Below are 16,526 nucleotides of genomic sequence, written 5' to 3' on the forward strand. Positions count from 1 at the left end.
CGCGCGGCCGAATGCCCGGTCGACCTCGTCGCGACCACCGCGACCAGCGCCCGGCAGAACAACTGGGCCACCGGCAGGTCAGGGTGCGGGCTGCGGCCGGTGGGCGTGGTCTTCGACGGCCGCGGGCCACTGATCGATTCGAGCCGACGGGGTGCGGCGGCGGGAGGGAAGGGTGTTGCGGAAGCCGCGGTCGGCGTGAAGGCTCGAAGGTATCTGTGCGGCATAGTATTCGGCGTGCAGGGCTGCCGGGTGCCTGCGGCGGGCTTCGGCGAGCCATCCGGCGGCTTGGCGTAGGGCCTCGGCGCGGGTGAGGGGTGGATCGTTGGGCAGCAGCAGCGTGGCGTGGTCGGGGTCGGTGACGATCACGGAGCCGAGGTGTTGCAGGCAGCGGCCGATGCCGAGGTCGTCGTCGAGGGCGCGGTAGGCGGTCAAGGCGAGCTGCCAGCAGCGCAGGGCGCGGCGAGGTTCGCCGCGGGCCCACCACAGCGTGCCCATGGTCTCATGGGTCTGCGCGCGTCCGTCGGGATCGAGGCCGGGGCGGGTGAGGGACTCGGCGAGTTCGAGACGATCCTGCGCGGCGTCGAGACGGCCTTGCCGGATGTGCACGACGGCGAGATTGATCAGGGCGCACACCTCACCGGCGATGTCGTCACGCGGCAGCAGCCACCACGCGGCCTCCACTTGGTCGGCCGCCTCGTCCAACGCCGGCGACTCGGCGCCAAGCCGCCGCAGCGCCGCCTGGTGCTCCCAGCGCGCGGCCAAGCTCGTCGACAATCGCCGCGGCCGGTATCCGCGCGGCCGCTCGGTGAGCCGTCCCGCCCGCAGCAGCAGCAGATCGCGGTTCAGCTCGTCGGTTCCGGGAAGCGAGCACAGATCGTCGGCCACTCCGCGCCCGTTCTCCCCCACCCCGATACGCGCATACCACACGTCCAACGCGTTGCCGAGGTGGATCAGTTGCGCGACAGCCGCCGGGGGGTAATCCACGCCTCGAGCCGCTGGATCCGCTGGGTCGACCTGACCCGCGCACGCGGCCACCAGAGCGCGCAGGTACGGTTCCTCGGTCTCGAACCACCGGCGAGCGCCCCCGGCGAAGCGCCGTGACTCCAACGCGATGGCCCAGCGCCCCGCACGGTCTGCGTAGTGGTGCAGCAGCGCGGTGAGCGCCGCGCCCCACTGCGGTCCGGCGGTCACCGTCGCTCGATCCGGCAGAGTGGGCACTTGTCGCACGCACCAACGCTGGGCGCCGTCTTCGGCGAGAATTTCGCGGCGGCGCAGACCTTCCAGCAGCTTCGCCGCGGTGCGCGCCGAGGGTTCCCGGGCCAGCGGCAACCGCTCGGGCGTATCGCGAATGGCGTTGAGCACCGCCAAGAGCGCGACGGTTTCGTAGTCGTGCACCGGAAGATCCCGCAGCACCGCCGCGATGAGATGCCCGTCGAGCGCGGCAACCGACCGAGGCGACCGCGCGGCTTCCCGAGGCCTGCGGTCCGCGAGCGCGGGGCCCGGTTCGATAAGACCGGCGATGAGGTCCATTTCGCGGGCGGTGCGCATCCTGGTGCGATAGCCGCGCGCGAACCGGTACAGCGCGTAGGTCGCCGCCGCGGCGATCAACAGCACCGACAACCAGCGCAGCGGCCCGTTGAAGAACTGCACGACGGCGTTCTCGCCGAACGAATTCACCACCAGCGTCCGCACCAGCTCGAACAGCACCGTGTAGGCGACCAGTGACGCGGTGCCCAGGAACCCGATCCAGATCGAGGATCTGGGGGTGGCTGTCTGCCCGACCGGTTCGGTGTGTTCGGTAGCCGCGCTCACCCGATACCTCCCTCGCCGCCGGCTCGATTCATCGCAGCACTCCTCCGGTCAGGCCCGGCACCACCCAGCGCCGCCAGGTCACCAGCAGCAGCGCCACCGGCAGCACCGCCGACACCAGCGATCCCGCGGCCAATTGCGCGCTGTTCTCGCCGAACTGCCGTGCCTCGCCCCACAGCAGCAGCGACCACGGGGTCGCTCCCGCTCCACTGACCACAAGGCCGATGAGGAAGTCGTTCCACACCTGGACGAATTCGAGCACCGCCACCGCCCCCAGCGCGGGACCGGAGGAGGCCAGCACCCGCTGGGCAATGGTGCCCGGACTGGCCAGACCGTGCAGTGCGTCCGCGGCGGCGCTGCCCGGCGGGGCGAGCATCGCGCCGCGCAGCACGAGGATGGCGATCGGCAGTCCGGCGGCGGCATGCACGAGGATCAGCGGAATCCGCGTTCCCGACAGTTCGTAGGTGTCGACGACACCGTCGATCGGTCCCAGGTAGGTCTGTGCCGGGATCACCGCGAGCACCACCAGCGCGACCACGGCCAGCCGGGTGGCGGTGCCGTTGGGTCGCAGCGCGGCCAGCCGGTAGGCCACCGGCGCGGCGGCGGTCACCACGACCACCGTGACCAGCCCCGCGACCCAGGCGGTGGTCTGCAGTGAACGCCACAGTCCGTCGTCGCCCCACACCAGAGCGATGGCCGAGAAGCCGAAGCCGTCGTGCGCACGCAACCCGGTATAGGCGAGCACGCCGATCGGATACAGCACCAGAACCGACACCAGCGCGATGCCCGCCGCCCGTACCGGACCGATGCGCCGCCGGCCCGTCACCGAGACCGCCCGCACCGCAGACCAACTCGCGCGGTGGCGGCCTACGTCTACTTGCAGCAGCCAGGCGACCGCTCCCACGAGTACCGCCAGTGGCAGCGTGTAGGCCGCCGCGACGCCCGGTTCGGCGTCGGCGGCCAGCCGCCACCAGTGCACGGTCGCGCTGTCGACCTGGTACTCGAGTGCCCCGGGCACCCCGATCAGCACCACGTCGAACACCCGCGCGGCCGCGACGCCGACGGCCAGTCCCGCGATCAGCAGTACCGGCCGCAGCAACTCGTACAGCCGGATCGCCAGCGGCCTGCCGTCGTCGCGATACAGGTACCCGGCGCGCGCCGGATCGGCTTCGATCGCATGAATTCCCGCGCGGAACAGCGCGGTCAGGAAACCCAGCCAGGTCCACAGGAACGCCGAGCCGAGCATCGCCGCCAGCCACCATCGATAGAGCCCGACGTCCTCGATGTCCAGCCATCGGGCGCCGTTGCCGAAGATCACCCGGAACGCCACCCCGGACACGAACGCCGACACTCCGAACGGCACGATCAGCGGCAGCCACAGCCAGCGCGCCGCCCGCCCCCACCAGGCGATCGCCAGCGCCACGACAAGCAGCCCGATCCCGAACGCCACCCACAGCAGGGTCCGCAGGTACGCGCCGCGGCCGTCGGCAGTCATCGCGCCTGCCAGCAGCGTCAGCCCGCCGGTCACCGCGCCGATCGACAACGGCCAGACCGAGATTCGTATCCACGGCACACCCATCCGCCTGCGCAGCGCGGCGGGCAGTAGTGCGCCGGCCGCGGTGAGCGCGCACGCGAGCACTGATTCCGGGCTGGTCCGAGCGGCGATCAGCACGGTCCACCCGGCCGGTAGCACCAGCAGCGCCACCGTCAGCACCGTCGCGGGCAGTCCCGCCACCCAGCCCAGCCAGCGCCGCGGCCTGCCGCCCGCGACCAGCGGCCCGCGCATGCGGCGGGTGGCCAACTCGATGCGCAGACCATGGGCGTCGAAATCCGGGGGCACCGTCACCGGCGCCGCCGTTCGACGTCGTCCAGCGCGGTGATCGCGCGGTCGGTGGCCGCGGTCACCCGTGCCTGCCCGCCGTCGCCGATTGCGATGAGGAACTCCGTCAGCACCCGCCACAGTCCTTCCCGGCCGCCCACCGGTCCGATCCGGTCGGACAGATCGAAGGTGCTTCGTGCGGCGAGATCACGTGCCGAGGACGCCAGCAGTGGCGAGTAGGCGGCCTCGGTCCGCAGGTTCGGGGCGAGGAAGCCGCCGTAGCGCTCGATCCACGGCACAGGGGCGCGGGCGGCGGCCAGTTTCTCCACCAGCTCGTCCGCGCGTGGGTTCGCCTGGCGGGTCACCACGATCACGTCGCCTCCGACGATCTTCGGCCGCCCCGACGCGGTGGTGACCGGCGGGAAGGGCACCACCCCGACCGCGTCGATCGCACGCCCGGACACCCGCAGCGCGCTGCGCACGATCGGTTCGGCGAAGTCGGGGGCGACGACCGCCGCGGCTCGGCGGTGCTGGAACACCTCCCGGACAGCGTCGGAGAACTGCCTGGTCAACGCGACGCCGACGCCGCCGGGAAACGCGTGCCGCTGCCCCCACAGCACCCCCAGATGTCCGAAGGCGGCCCGCACCGCCGGGTTGTCCCATTCCCGATTGTCCTTGACGGCCAATTCGTCGTAGCTGCGTGGCGATTCGGCGAGCAGGACATTTTCGAAGAAGTCGGTGAGTACCCACCCGTCGGCGGCGGCCAGTGCCAGCAGGCGGATCGGTGTCTGCGCGAGCACCTCCATCCGGTCGACCCAGCCGCCGAGAGTCCATGCGGCCGGTTCACCCAAGCCGTAGGTGTCGAACTGTTGCCGGTCGAACCACACCAGAGATTTGTCGGCGGCTTTGAACGGCACACCGTAGAGCCGACTGTCGTAGCGCAGCAACACTTGCCAGGGCTGGGGGTAGCGGGTGCCGAGTTCGTCGGTCCACACCGTATCGGCGACGGGCCGCAGCTTGCCTCGTTCGGCGAGTTCGCGCACCCGCCCGGCCTGCGGAAGCAACACGACGTCCGGCGCGGACCGGCCACCGGCGGTGAACGCGGTGTCGGTGTTGTCACCGAGCGGGATGACCTCGACCTCGAAGCCGAACTCCAACCCGTCCAGAACGGCGTGGAAGGCGGCGAGTTCCTGCCCGCTCCAGGACACGCCGACACGCACCGCGTCCGAGCTGCCCAGCAGCACCTCCGGCGCGCACGCGGCGGCCAGCGGGAGGATCATTCCCGCTTGGAGCACCGCCCTGCGCGTCCCCACAGACCCCCGATGTCATTGCGTGCCAGTCGAAATCAATTATGCGTGCGAGTCGTCGCGCCGGTGGGCGCTTTGAAAACTCTTGTGCGCGAGCGCGGCTATCGGGAATCGACCATCGCCGACGTGGTCCGCCCCGCCCGCACCTCATGTCACCAGCAAAGAGGATTGTTTCATCGCCCTGCTCAGCGGGCACCACACGGACATGATCGACACGCCTCGGCGTTACCGCGCGGCGTCGACGAACGATCCGTCGGTCAGTACTGGCACCACCGGGCTGCGATCGAGTTCGGTGGCCACCGCGACATCCTGCGCGAACCCGCCCTCGGTGAGTTCCCGGCCGGAGGCGCAGTCCCGGATCAGCGCCGCCACGTCGGTGATCGCCTCGTGCGCCGCCGCGGCCGCGTGCGCTTCCGGGGACAGCGGCCCGGCTCCGTTGCGCGCCAGTGCCGCGGCGACCGCCCCGGCACCGAGCCAGTCCTCCACAGCGGGCCGCAATCCGTCGTGGCCGGGCCAATGCTCACCGGCCGCGATCACGGCGACCGGCTGCCGCGCGTTTCCCCATCCTCGCCCGGCGATCCAGTCGGCGACCGCACCCGCGTTACGCAGGCACGCAGCGACCACCGGCACCCCACTGACGGCCGCAGAGATGGTCGAACCGTTGGGCGAGGGCAGCACGAGCCGCTCGGCGACCGGCGCGCGTCGCAACGCCGCCGGAGACAGCGACCACGGCTGCCGCTCGGACACCGCTCGACGCCCCACTGCCAACTCCGCGCCGTGCCGTGCGGCGAACGCCGCGGCAGTGCCGTCTCGCGACGGGTAGGGCAGCACCCGCGTCCCCGCTTCCACAGCGACCGACACCGACGTCGTGAACGACAGGACGTCGACCACCACCACACACGCGCACTCGGACCCCAGTGCCATCGCACCGGCAGACCCCCACTCCACACGCACACCCCACGGCCGCTGCCGCGCCCACTCGGCGATCCCCGCCACGAACTCTCCTCCCGATGATCGACGCCCGGCAACCGAACCCACTGGGGCATCGGACGACCAGGGTACCGATACGTCACCGCCCTCCTCCCGACCACGACAACGCACGAAGCCGTTGGGCCCGAGCACCCGCGGTGTAACCGACCGCCGCGATGGCCGGCAGCCGGGTCTTCGATCCCCGCTGCCGCGCGCCACCAGAGCGGGCGTGTCACCGTAGGTGGCGATGTCGAGGCCACCGGCACCGGGAGCGGGCAGCAGAGCAGGCCCGATCAGCCGGAGTGTGCGATCGAGTCGCCGTCGTTGCTCATCAGCTCCGGCAACCGCGGCGGAGGAGTGCCGTGCGGCAGATGCGGCCCCACCGCGACGAGACTGCCGGGTTTGCGGCCGCGGCCCCACCCGATCTCTCTGCGGTAGCGGCCGATGTGCTCCCCGCGCACGGTGTCGTGATCGGCCAGCGGCGTCGCCTCCGGGTCGACGTACAGCGCGTCCGTGGGGCAGTAGGCCTCGCACATGAAGCAGGTCTGACAATCGGATTGCCGGGCGATGACCGGGATTCCGCTGTCGGTGCGGTCGAAGACATTCGTGGGGCACACGTCGACGCATTTGTCGCAGGCGATGCAGTCACCCGCGCGCAGGATCTCGATCATGACGCCACCGCCGAGGTGGTGGCCGCTGCCGCTGTCCACACCTCGTCCAGCCCGCCGGAGACGATGTGGTGGTGCTGGCTCGGGTCCAGATCCGGATGGTCGGCACGTTTGCTCATCCCGCGGGTCTCGGTGCGCGCCAGCGTCGACCGATACATCAGCCGTCCCACGGCGGTGATGGCGGCGGCCTGCCGGGCCCGCACCCGCTCATCTCCCGTACCGCCGCCCAAGCCCCGGGTGGCGTCTTCCCACACCGTGTCCAGTCGCTGCAGCGCGGGGCGGATCCGGTCGCCATGGCGCAAGTAATTCTTCTCGAACGGGATCAACTCGTGCTGCGCGGCGTCGACCACCTCCCCAGCGGAGACCGCCCCGGCGTGCTCCGGCCGCAGTCCGGTGCGACCGGCGCCACGCACATCGGCACTCCCGGCCCGGCTCGATCGCAACGCGAACAACGCCGCGCCCCGGCCTGCCCAGCTGCCCGATGACATCGCCCACGCCGAATTGTGGCTGCCGCCCCCGGTGAAACCGCCGCAGATCCGTTCCCTGGTCGCCGCGTCACCCGCCGCGTACAAGCCCGCAACCGTGGTGGCGCAGTCGTCGTCGACGACATCGATGCCGCCGGTCCCACGGACGGTGCCCTCGGCGAGCAGATCCACCTCGAACCGGTCGGTGAACGGGTTGATGCCGCGCCGGTCGAACTGCAGGAAGAAATTGGGCTGCCCCAGCCGCATCTGCGCCTGTACCGCCGCATCGGCACGATCCAACTGCGCGAACACTTTTTCCCGCAACAGCGTCCGCGCGATCACCGAACGGCCGTTGGTCGAGCCCGCACCCTCGAGCACCCGCCCGTCCTCGTGGAAGAAGGTCGCGTAACCGTAGTAGGCGGTCTTGGTGATCGTCGATCCCTTCGGCACGATCGCGTAAGCGTTGGAAAATTCCATCCCCGAGAACCGAGCGCCCACCTCGGCCGCCATCAGCGCGCCGTCACCGGTGTCGACGTTGGTGCCCAGCGCCCGGGACAGGAACGCACAACCGCCCGTGGCCAGCACCACCGCGCCGGCCACGACGCGATAGTCCCGGTCGTCCTGGCGCTGGTAGCCCGCCGCGCCGCGCACCACACCGTCGTCATCGACCAGCAACTCGAGCGCGGGCGAGTGGTCGAGGACGCGCACCCCGGCACGTTTCACCCATGCCCGCATCCGGCGCATATACTCTGGACCCTGCACACCGGTGCGAATCTGCTCACCGGTGGCGGAATCCACCGGGAACGGATACCGTCCCTCCACCGCGAGCCGGTTCATGTTCGCGTAGGTCTGATCCAGCACCCGATCCATCCAGTAGTGGTCGGCCAGGTGCCCGCCCAACGCTTCCCGGCTGGCCTTCGCGTTCGCCCGCGCGGTCGCCTCCGGCGCCACATACCACACGCCGGTGCCGGACGGGGCTGTGGCACCGCTGGTCCCGCAGTAGCCCTTGTCCACCAGCGTCACCTCGGCGCCTGCTTCGCGGGCATGAATCGCGGCCCAGCAGGCCGCGGGCCCGCCGCCGATCACCAAGACGTCCGTGCTGATCTGCAACGGTTCACTCATTCATCTGCTCCTGTCGGTGCCTCGGGATTGACGCCGAGTGCCGGCAGCCATCGGCGGCGGAGTGTGGAGAATTCGGAGGCCCGAGCCGGCCCGAGCAGCCCGCGGGTCAACGGTGTCGGGCTGTCGACAGCCCCCGCGGCCGGGGCGGAAGGTGGCACGGATGTGGTCGGATCCCACTGCACTGTCATCTGACACGGTCCTCACCCGAGAAGTACTGTCCGGAACAGTAGGGGGCGCAGGCGGTTCACAGAATGATTGCGATCAGCGCGATCCTGACCCCGGGCGCGGATACCCGAACAGCGAGGTCAACAGGAGATCGCCGCTACATCTGCTGCGGCCCACACTGGTCCGGAATAGCGCCCGCGTCGACAGCGCGGGCCAACGCCCGCGCTGTCAACGCGGGCGAACTGCTGTCGTCCAGCTCGTGTCGATTCGTTTACACGGAAATAACGCAAAGAGGGAGTGCTCACTCACCAAGCGTTGTACGGTAAACGGCACCGGGCCCGACGCACGGGAACGGACTCGAGCGTCGACTCCCGACGGGCGAAATGACAAATGGCGGTGTCGCGGGCGCGACGAATCCGGTGACGCCGACCGGCAGACATATCCGATAGACGACATAACCCGCGGCCGGCACGGCGAGTTCGGCTTCGCGTGGAGAAGTGACCAGGTTTTTCCATGCATGACATTTCCAGTGAGCCCGTAGTTCCCCTGGCGCGTCACCGACTGGCGGTCACCGGGTCCCCGGAGGAGATCCGGTCGACGGTGGGCCGCGAGATCAACGACTACCGGTTGTCGCTGATCGGGCGAGACGAACAGCTACGCGCGCGCTTCCACGGGGTGTCGCTGCGCAATGCCGGTCTCTACTACCTGGCTTACGGTGCCACTGTGCGGCTGGACATTCTCGACCCCGGCGGATTCGTGGTTCAGATGCCGCTCGCCGGTTCGGCGGCGATCTCGACGAGCGGAGCCGAACCCTTCGTCTCCCATCCTCTTCGCCCCGCGGTCCTGCAGCCCCGCACCAGTGCGGGCATCAGTCTCGGCGCCGACTGCGAGCACCTACTCATCCGCCTCGATGAGGATCTGGTCCGGTCCGTGCTGCGGAAGAAGCTGTGCCGGGATGTGGACGGGCCTCTCGCGTTCGCGCCGCAGATGGACCTGACGATCTACGCGAACCACGCCTTCCGGGAATTGCTGACCTTGCTGACAAGCATGCTGGACAACGACATCAGCCATTCTTCCCTGGCGACCTCGGAGTTCGAGACACTCCTGGCGGGACAGCTGCTGCTCGGTCAACCGAACAGATACAGCGATGAGCTGCACCGGCCGGCGCGACCCGCGGTCGCACGGACGATCTCCCGGGCCGCCGATTTCATCGAGGCCCACGCCGATCAGCACATGACCGGCGACGACGTCGCCGCGGCGGTCGGAATCAGCACGCGCTCATTGCAGGACGGGTTCCGCCGCTATTTCGGCGTGCCGCCGACCACCTACATCCGCAACGTCCGGCTCCAGCGCGCACGCGACGACCTGCTCTACGCCGACCCCGCCAGGGTCACCGTCACCTCGGTGGCTCTGCGCTGGGGTTTCTCGCATCTCGGACGTTTCTCCGCGCTGTACCGCACCACGTTCGGCGAAAGTCCCTCCGATACCCTGCGGCTGAAGGATGATGCTCCGGCGCACCTCGACTGAGGTTGACACGCGGTCCCCCTGCGAACGGTGACGCGGTCACGCCGGCGAACGTACGCGTCAGCGCCGATTCGGCCGCCGTGACTGTGTTCCGAAAAGAAAGCCGCACGGTTCGGAATGTGAACCGAAACCGAATCAGCCACGGGCACCACCCATCACCGGTCCAGGTTTCCGCGCATTCCGCGCCGGCCGACAGTGCGCGGGTCGGGAAATCTCCGCTTCGAGCCCGTCACCCTTCGGATATCGACTGTAGGAAAGCGATTCGGCATCGGCTATCCAGCTGCCGCACGATCTATCCACGTCCTCGCCGCAGCTTGGCGGCGCGACCGGAATTTCTCGCGCAGTGAGAAGACGATGGTTTCCGCGTAACGGCGCGCGCCATGCTGTGCCCCACGGATCGGTCCGAGAGGAATGCGCCAGTGGATCTGCACGAAAACGAGGAAGCGCGAGCGAACGAGCCGAGCACGAGCGCCGTTGCCCTGCCGGGAGCGAGCGAGCTGGTGGTTCGCGAGCGCCGGTTTATCGCCGAGGGAGTGGTCTGCCTCGATCTGGCGAGGCCGGATGGGAAAAGACTGCCCGATTGGACGGCCGGATCGCACATAGATCTGGTCCTGCCGAACGGGGTGGTGCGTCAATATTCCCTGTGCGGCGACCGCTGGGACGCCCACAGCTACCGAATCGCGGTCCTGCGCGAGCCGGACGGCAGGGGCGGCTCCGCCTACGTGCACGATCGGCTCCGGGTGGGTGACCGCGTCGGAGTGGGCGGCCCGCGGAACAACTTCCATGTCGTTCCGGCGACGAAGTACTACTTCATCGCAGGCGGCATCGGCATCACCCCGCTGTTGGCGATGATTCGCGAAGCCGAACGGGCCGGGGCCGAATGGAGCCTGCTCTACGGCGGCCGGACGAGGTCGTCCATGGCGTTCGTGGACGAACTGTCCCCGTATGGGGATCGGGTGACTATCGCGCCCCAAGACGAGTGCGGGCTGCTGGACCTCACCGGATACCTGTCGGGGCTGGCGGACGGCGACAAGGTGTACTGCTGCGGGCCGGCTCCGCTGCTCGACGCCGTGGCGGGCCTCACCGAGGTCATCCCGCCGAACGCGCTGCGCGTCGAACGCTTCGCGGCGGGGGAGGTCGCGCCTCCGGTACGTGACGAACCCTTCGACGTCGAGCTGGCCCGCAGCGGTATCGCCGTCACGGTCGATCCTCGGACCTCGGTGCTGGAGGCCATCGCGGCCGCCGGAGTCTCCGTGCTGACCTCCTGCCGGATGGGGGTGTGCGGCACCTGCGAGACGACCGTGCTGTCCGGCGAGCCGGACCACCGGGACTCGATCCTCGACGACGTCGAGCGGCGCGCCGGTGACTGCATGTACGTCTGCGTCTCACGGTCGATCGGCGACCGGCTCGTTCTCGACCTCTGAGCGCAGCCCACCAGTTCGACTACAGGAGATAGTCATGCCAACGATCACCGACGAACCGAAGATCCCGGTGAGCAGCCGCGATCCGTTCGACCTGAACATCCTGCGGAATCCGCACGAGTTCCACCGTGAGCTCCGGGACGCCGCGCCCATCGTTCACCTTCCGGCGTACGACGTCTACGCGATGGGCCGGTACGAGGAAGTCCATCAGGCGCTCACCGACTGGCAGAGCTTCCAATCCGCTGCCGGGGTGGGGCTGAGCAACTGGCGCTATGAGAAGCCGTTCCGTCCGCCGAGCTTGCTGCTGGAAGCCGACCCGCCGAAACACGATTCACCGCGGCGGGTGGTCGAGGGCATCCTCGGGCCGCGTTCGCTGCGCCGGCTGCGGGCGGCATGGTTCGCCGACGCCGAGATGCTCGTCGACGAGGTGCTGAGCGAAGGCCACGAGTTCGACGCGGTCACCCACCTGTCGGAGGCGTTCCCGCTGCGGGTCTTCCCCGATGCCGTCGGACTGCCCGCCGAAGGACGGCGGGAGAACCTGCTGCCGTACGGCGACCACATCTTCAACGTGGTGGGGCCGAACAACTCCCTCGTCCAGTCCGGAGCGAACGACTTTCCCGGATACGCGGCGTGGGCCGAGGAGCGTTGCCGCCGGGAAGTACTGTCGCCGAACGGTTTCGGCGCGCAGATCTGGGCGGCGGCGGATCGCGGTGACATCCTGCCTTCGCAGGCGCCGCTGCTGGTGCGATCGCTGCTGTCCGCCGGGGTCGACACCACCATCGCCGGTATCTCGGCGATGATGTACGCCCTCGCCTCCCATCCGGACCAGTGGCGGAAGCTGCGGGACGATCCGGGCCTCGTGCGACCGGCCTTCGACGAGGCGGTTCGCTGGCATTCCCCCGTCCAGATCTTCTTCCGCACGGCTACCCGCGACATCCACCGTGGCGACGTCACGATCCCGGACGGGCGCAAGATACTGATGTTCCTCGGATCGGCCAATCGCGACCCGCGGCGCTGGTCCGATCCCGACCGGTTCGACCTCGAGCGCGACCCGTCCGGGCATGTCGGGTTCGGTATGGGAATTCATCAGTGCGTTGGTCAGCACATCGCCCGGCTGGAGGCGGAAGCCCTGTTCACCGCCCTGCTGAAGCGCGTGCGCACGATCGAACTCACCGGCGAACCGGTCATCCACGTCAACAACACCCTGCGCGGGATCGCTTCGCTGCCGGTCCGGCTACAGATCGCCTGATCGAGGCTCCGCTCCCACGATTCGCCGAGCCCGAAGTGCCACATCGTCCGCGGCGGCGCCAACGCGAAAACCGGCGCCCACCGCACGCGAGCAGGTCGGTGCGTTTCTCGCGGATCCGGGTGCGGAACTCGCCGAAATGAAAACGAAGGCCCGGGCATTGCTCTGGATGCGATGACGACGGGCGCCTGCGCTGCGGGTGAATCGCGGCATGCGGGGAACTAGGACAAGGTTTGCGCTGCACGGATAGTCACCCCGAACAGCGAGCTGAAAGAATCCAAGAGCGAGAAGAATTCGGGCTCGGGGCCGCACCGATTCGGTGACAGGGCATAAATCTGAGGAGTCGCGCAATGCGCACCATCACAATTATCGGAGCCGGCCAAGCCGGCTTGCATCTCGGCATCGGGCTGGTCGACGCGGGCTATGAAGTGCGAATCGTCTCGAATCGCTCGGCCGAGGAGATCGCACGCGGGCGGGTCACGTCCAGTCAGGTGATCATGGGCGTCGGCCGGGCTCGGGAGCAGGCCCTCGGTCTCGATTTCTGGAAGTCCGAGGCCCCGACGATCACCGGCACCATCACCGATATCTCCGACGGGAACGGCGGGCGCGTCATGTCATACGGCGCGCGATTCGATCTTCCCGCCCAGTCGATCGACCAGCGGGTCAAGATGCCGCGCTGGATGGACGAGTTCACTCGGCGCGGCGGACAGCTCGAGGTCCGGGACGCGAACGTCGACGACTTGGAAGAGTACGCGAAGTCCTCGGATCTCGTGGTCGTCGCCGCGGGCAAGGGTGAGATCGCGCGGATCTTCGAGAGGGACACGCTGCGTTCCACGTTCGATGTCCCGCAGCGGACCCTGGCGGTCGCCTACCTGAAGGGCATGCAGCCTCGCTCGTCCAGCCCGCAGGTGGTCTTCGGGATCCACCCCGGCGTCGGAGAGTACCTCGCCGTGCCCGCGCTCACCACGTCAGGACCTTGCGACATCATCATTCTCGAGGCGCTCCCGGGCGGACCCACCGACGTTTTCGCGGGGATGACCGACCCGCAGCAGATTCTCGAGCAGATCCGGTCCATCGTGAACACGTACATGCCCTGGGAAGGCGAGCGCATTCGCGATGTCGAGCTGACCGACGCCGGCGGTGTTCTCACCGGCGCGTTCGCCTCGACGGTCCGCAAGCCGGTGGGATTTCTCCCCTCCGGCGCGACGGTACTCGGCATCGCCGATGTGGTCGTGCTGAACGATCCGATCACCGGCCAGGGGTCGAACAACGCCGCCAAAGCCGCGGCCTCCTACCTGGCGAGCATTCTCGAGCACGGCGACCGTCCCTACGACGACAAGTTCAAGATCGATACTTTCGAGCGCGCATGGGATCACGTGCAGTACTCCGCGCGGGCGACCGACACATTCCTGCTGCCGCCGTCGCAGGAAATGCTGAATGTGCTCGGCGCCGCCGCCGAGAGCCCGCGGGTGGCCGCCCGATTCGTGAACAGCCTCGACGAGCCTCGTGATTTCGGCCTGTGGCTGCTGGACCCCGAACGCTCGACCGAATACCTCCAGGAACTGTCTCGCTGAGCATTCCCGCGACGGACGAATCCCCATGCGTACGCACGCACAACCCAGCCAGTACCACGGAAGGTAATCACCATGCGCACCATCACCATCGTCGGGGCCGGGCAAGCCGGTCTACAGCTCGGGATCGGGCTGGTCGATGAGGGCTACGACGTCACGATCATCTCGAATCGCACCGCCGAGGAAATCGAGAACGGACGCGTGATGTCCAGTCAGGTCATCTTCGGCAACGGTCGCGCCCGCGAGGCCGCGCTGGGTCTGGATTTCTGGAACGATGCTCCGGAGATGGACACGATCTCGGTGACCGTTCCCGACGGCCAGGGCGGCAAGGCGCTCTACTGGTCGGCCCGGATGGACCTGCCTGCCCACTCGATCGACCAGCGGGTGAAATACGCCCGCTGGATCCGCGAATTCATCTCCCGCGGCGGCACTTTCGAGGTGCACACGGCGACGATCGACGATCTCGAGGAATACGCGCGGTCGTCGGACCTCGTGCTGGTCGCCGCCGGTAAGGGAGAGATTTCCGGGTTGTTCGAGCGCAACCCCGAGCGGTCGCCTTACGATTCGCCGCAGCGCGCGGTGGCCGTGGCGTATCTCAACGGTGTCACCACCCGTGCGGGGGAGACACCGTCCACCTTCAGCTACAACGTGATTCCCGGAGTCGGGGAGTTCATGTTGCCGCCCGCGCTCACGACGACGGGGCCCTGCCGGATCGCCGTGGTGTCCGCCGTGCCGGGCGGCCCGTTCGACGTCTTCCGGGGGCTGACCGACCCGCAGGAGCATCTGAGCCGGCTCCGGACGATACTCGACACCTTCCTTCCGTGGGAAGCGGAGCGGGTACGCGACGCCGAGCTGACCGACGACCTCGCCGTCCTCGCCGGAGCGTTCGCGCCGACCGTGCGCAATCCGGTCGGTGTGCTCCCCTCCGGCGCGACCGTGCTCGGTATGGGCGATGTGCTCGTGTTGAACGATCCGATCACCGGGCAGGGCTCGAACACGGCGAGCAAGTGCGCCGCGTCCTACCTGGCAAGCATTCTCGAGCGCGGCGATCAGCCGTTCGACGACGACTTCAAGAGCCGAGTCTTCGAGCGGTTCTGGGACTACGCGAAGTACGTCACCGAGTGGACCAACGCCTTCCTGGCGCCGCCGCCGCCGCACGTCATGCAGATCCTCGGCGCCGCCGCGGGCAGCCCCCGGATCGCCCGGCGATTCGTGAACGGCTTCGACGAACCGCGCGACTTCTTCCTGTGGTTCACCGATCCGGCCGCCGCAGGCGCGTATCTGCAGGAGGCAGCCGGCGCACCGGCCCTGGAACACGCCCCCGCCTGACCCAGCCCAGGCCTGCCTCGTCGCGGTGCCCACCGCCCGGCCCATCGAATCAGGAAGCGGAGATGCAGATCCAGCAGCGGAGCTGTCGCCGGCGCCTTCGGCGATGGCGTGGCGTCCTTCCCGGCGATCCGATCCGGAATCGTCCCGGCTGCTCACGGAGTCAGCAGTGCGTGGACCATGCGCCGCCACAGCTCGAAGTGCCGTTCCCGGTCGTATCCGGGAGAGCTCTTGCCGATCAGATCGTGCACCGTCGGCATGTACGACAGCGCGGAGACGAGCAAGGTCGCGGTGGCATCGGCGTCGGTGTCTCGAAAGGCACCGGCGGCGATGCCGTCCCGGATGATCCGCACGAAGCGACAGAAGACGTTCTGCTCGATCACTGCCCACAACCGATCCAGTCCGGGGCCTTCCTCGAGCTCTCGGAACATGATCCGAAGCAGGTTCCGGTTCTCGCTCAGCCCGTCGAGAACGACCCGGGCGGCCGTCTCGAGATCGTCGAAGGGATCAGCGGAGCCGGTTCGCGCCGCGTCCATCACGCGGGAGATGTACTCGATGTGATGATCGATGACCGCGGCCAACAGGGCGTTCTTCGAGGAATAGTGCTTGTAGAGCGCGCCGGAGCCCGCGGTCAAGCCCGCCGCGGCCTGGATGCTTCCGACGGAGGTGCGAGCATAGCCGTGCGTGGCGAACAGCTCGATGGCGGCATCGAGCAGACGGTCGCGAGTCCGCGGCGCGTTGTCCTCGGCAACCTGTGCCGAGCCGATGTCCCCGGGCACAGGGTCTCCCTTGCTCTGGCCCATGCCTGCAGAACCACCCCCCGCGTGTCGTCGAGTCGAGCCTTGGCCACCATCGGTGAGACCTTACTCCCCCCGGCGGACCGAGCCGGGCCCCGGCCCGCCGGGGGCCGGAAATTCGCTCGCCGGCGGGTTTGTCGGGATAACGGGATAAAAAAACGCGCTGGAGGGCTAGTGGCAACCCGACAATCACGGTAGCTTTTCCGGCACGATCCGAACAATGGCCGCGAATACACTTCGAGGTGCGGGACCTGCCATCACGAAATGCAATTTCTTACCCGGCCACACGCGCCATTTCGGTTTCATACGTGGTTCGAC

Annotated in this window: 12 protein-coding genes; 5 read left to right on the forward strand and 7 right to left on the reverse strand. The window is 68.7% G+C overall.

Features of this window, described 5'->3' with window-relative positions; translation table 11 throughout:
- Positions 1–78: 78 nt before the first annotated feature.
- The 6 genes from ACT89H_RS07785 to ACT89H_RS07810 form a co-directional block, all read right to left on the reverse strand.
- Positions 79–1,812 (reverse strand): hypothetical protein, encoded by a 1,734-nt coding sequence (locus ACT89H_RS07785; RefSeq protein ID WP_445107831.1) that lies wholly within the window; start codon positions 1,810–1,812, stop codon positions 79–81.
- 28 nt (positions 1,813–1,840) lie between these two features.
- Positions 1,841–3,655, reverse strand: a complete 1,815-nt coding sequence (locus ACT89H_RS07790; protein ID WP_445107832.1) for a hypothetical protein — start codon at positions 3,653–3,655, stop codon at positions 1,841–1,843.
- On the reverse strand, positions 3,652–4,941 hold the full coding sequence (locus ACT89H_RS07795; RefSeq protein ID WP_445107833.1) for an ABC transporter substrate-binding protein: 1,290 nt from the start codon (positions 4,939–4,941) through the stop codon (positions 3,652–3,654). The genes ACT89H_RS07790 and ACT89H_RS07795 overlap by 4 nt, the downstream gene beginning before the upstream one ends.
- Before the next feature lie 219 nt (positions 4,942–5,160).
- Positions 5,161–5,931, reverse strand: a complete 771-nt coding sequence (locus ACT89H_RS07800) for a 2-phosphosulfolactate phosphatase (RefSeq protein ID WP_445107834.1) — start codon at positions 5,929–5,931, stop codon at positions 5,161–5,163.
- Between the two features lie 266 nt (positions 5,932–6,197).
- Complete coding sequence (locus ACT89H_RS07805; RefSeq protein ID WP_445107835.1) at positions 6,198–6,575, reverse strand: 4Fe-4S dicluster domain-containing protein; 378 nt, start codon at positions 6,573–6,575, stop codon at positions 6,198–6,200.
- The gene (locus tag ACT89H_RS07810) at positions 6,572–8,158 is read right to left on the reverse strand and encodes an FAD-dependent oxidoreductase (RefSeq protein ID WP_445107836.1); all 1,587 of its coding nucleotides are present in this window, start codon (positions 8,156–8,158) and stop codon (positions 6,572–6,574) included. Before ACT89H_RS07810 ends, ACT89H_RS07805 begins: the two co-directional genes overlap by 4 nt.
- Before the next feature lie 678 nt (positions 8,159–8,836).
- Between ACT89H_RS07810 and ACT89H_RS07815 the strand changes: the two genes are divergently transcribed.
- The 5 genes from ACT89H_RS07815 (at position 8,837) to ACT89H_RS07835 (ending at position 15,414) form a co-directional block, all read left to right on the forward strand.
- Positions 8,837–9,850, forward strand: coding sequence for an AraC family transcriptional regulator (locus tag ACT89H_RS07815; RefSeq protein WP_445107837.1), 1,014 nt, complete (start codon positions 8,837–8,839; stop codon positions 9,848–9,850).
- A gap of 422 nt (positions 9,851–10,272) precedes the next feature.
- Complete coding sequence (locus ACT89H_RS07820; RefSeq protein ID WP_445108251.1) at positions 10,273–11,271, forward strand: PDR/VanB family oxidoreductase; 999 nt, start codon at positions 10,273–10,275, stop codon at positions 11,269–11,271.
- 34 nt (positions 11,272–11,305) lie between these two features.
- Positions 11,306–12,517 carry a cytochrome P450 gene (locus ACT89H_RS07825; RefSeq protein ID WP_445107838.1) on the forward strand — a complete coding sequence of 404 codons (1,212 nt, stop codon included), beginning with the start codon at positions 11,306–11,308 and terminating at the stop codon, positions 12,515–12,517.
- Positions 12,518–12,864: 347 nt separating this feature from the next.
- Positions 12,865–14,088 carry a styrene monooxygenase/indole monooxygenase family protein gene (locus ACT89H_RS07830; protein ID WP_445107839.1) on the forward strand — a complete coding sequence of 408 codons (1,224 nt, stop codon included), beginning with the start codon at positions 12,865–12,867 and terminating at the stop codon, positions 14,086–14,088.
- Between the two features lie 72 nt (positions 14,089–14,160).
- Positions 14,161–15,414: a styrene monooxygenase/indole monooxygenase family protein gene (locus tag ACT89H_RS07835; RefSeq protein WP_445107840.1), complete on the forward strand. Its 1,254-nt coding sequence runs from the start codon at positions 14,161–14,163 to the stop codon at positions 15,412–15,414.
- A gap of 152 nt (positions 15,415–15,566) precedes the next feature.
- Here the strand turns inward: ACT89H_RS07835 and ACT89H_RS07840 are convergent, their stop codons facing one another.
- Positions 15,567–16,190: a TetR/AcrR family transcriptional regulator gene (locus ACT89H_RS07840; protein WP_445107841.1), complete on the reverse strand. Its 624-nt coding sequence runs from the start codon at positions 16,188–16,190 to the stop codon at positions 15,567–15,569.
- Positions 16,191–16,526: the final 336 nt, after the last annotated feature.

Source organism: Nocardia aegles (genome assembly GCF_052545135.1).

Excerpts from the sequence above, each read along its gene's own strand:
- ACT89H_RS07835 (WP_445107840.1), top strand. The coding sequence starts at position 14,161 with ATGCGCACCATCACCATCGTCGGGGCCGGGCAAGCCGGTCTACAGCTC.
- ACT89H_RS07805 (WP_445107835.1), bottom strand. The coding sequence starts at position 6,575 with ATGATCGAGATCCTGCGCGCGGGTGACTGCATCGCCTGCGACAAATGC.
- ACT89H_RS07810 (WP_445107836.1), bottom strand. The coding sequence starts at position 8,158 with ATGAGTGAACCGTTGCAGATCAGCACGGACGTCTTGGTGATCGGCGGC.
- ACT89H_RS07825 (WP_445107838.1), top strand. The coding sequence starts at position 11,306 with ATGCCAACGATCACCGACGAACCGAAGATCCCGGTGAGCAGCCGCGAT.
- ACT89H_RS07830 (WP_445107839.1), top strand. The coding sequence starts at position 12,865 with ATGCGCACCATCACAATTATCGGAGCCGGCCAAGCCGGCTTGCATCTC.
- ACT89H_RS07815 (WP_445107837.1), top strand. The coding sequence starts at position 8,837 with ATGCATGACATTTCCAGTGAGCCCGTAGTTCCCCTGGCGCGTCACCGA.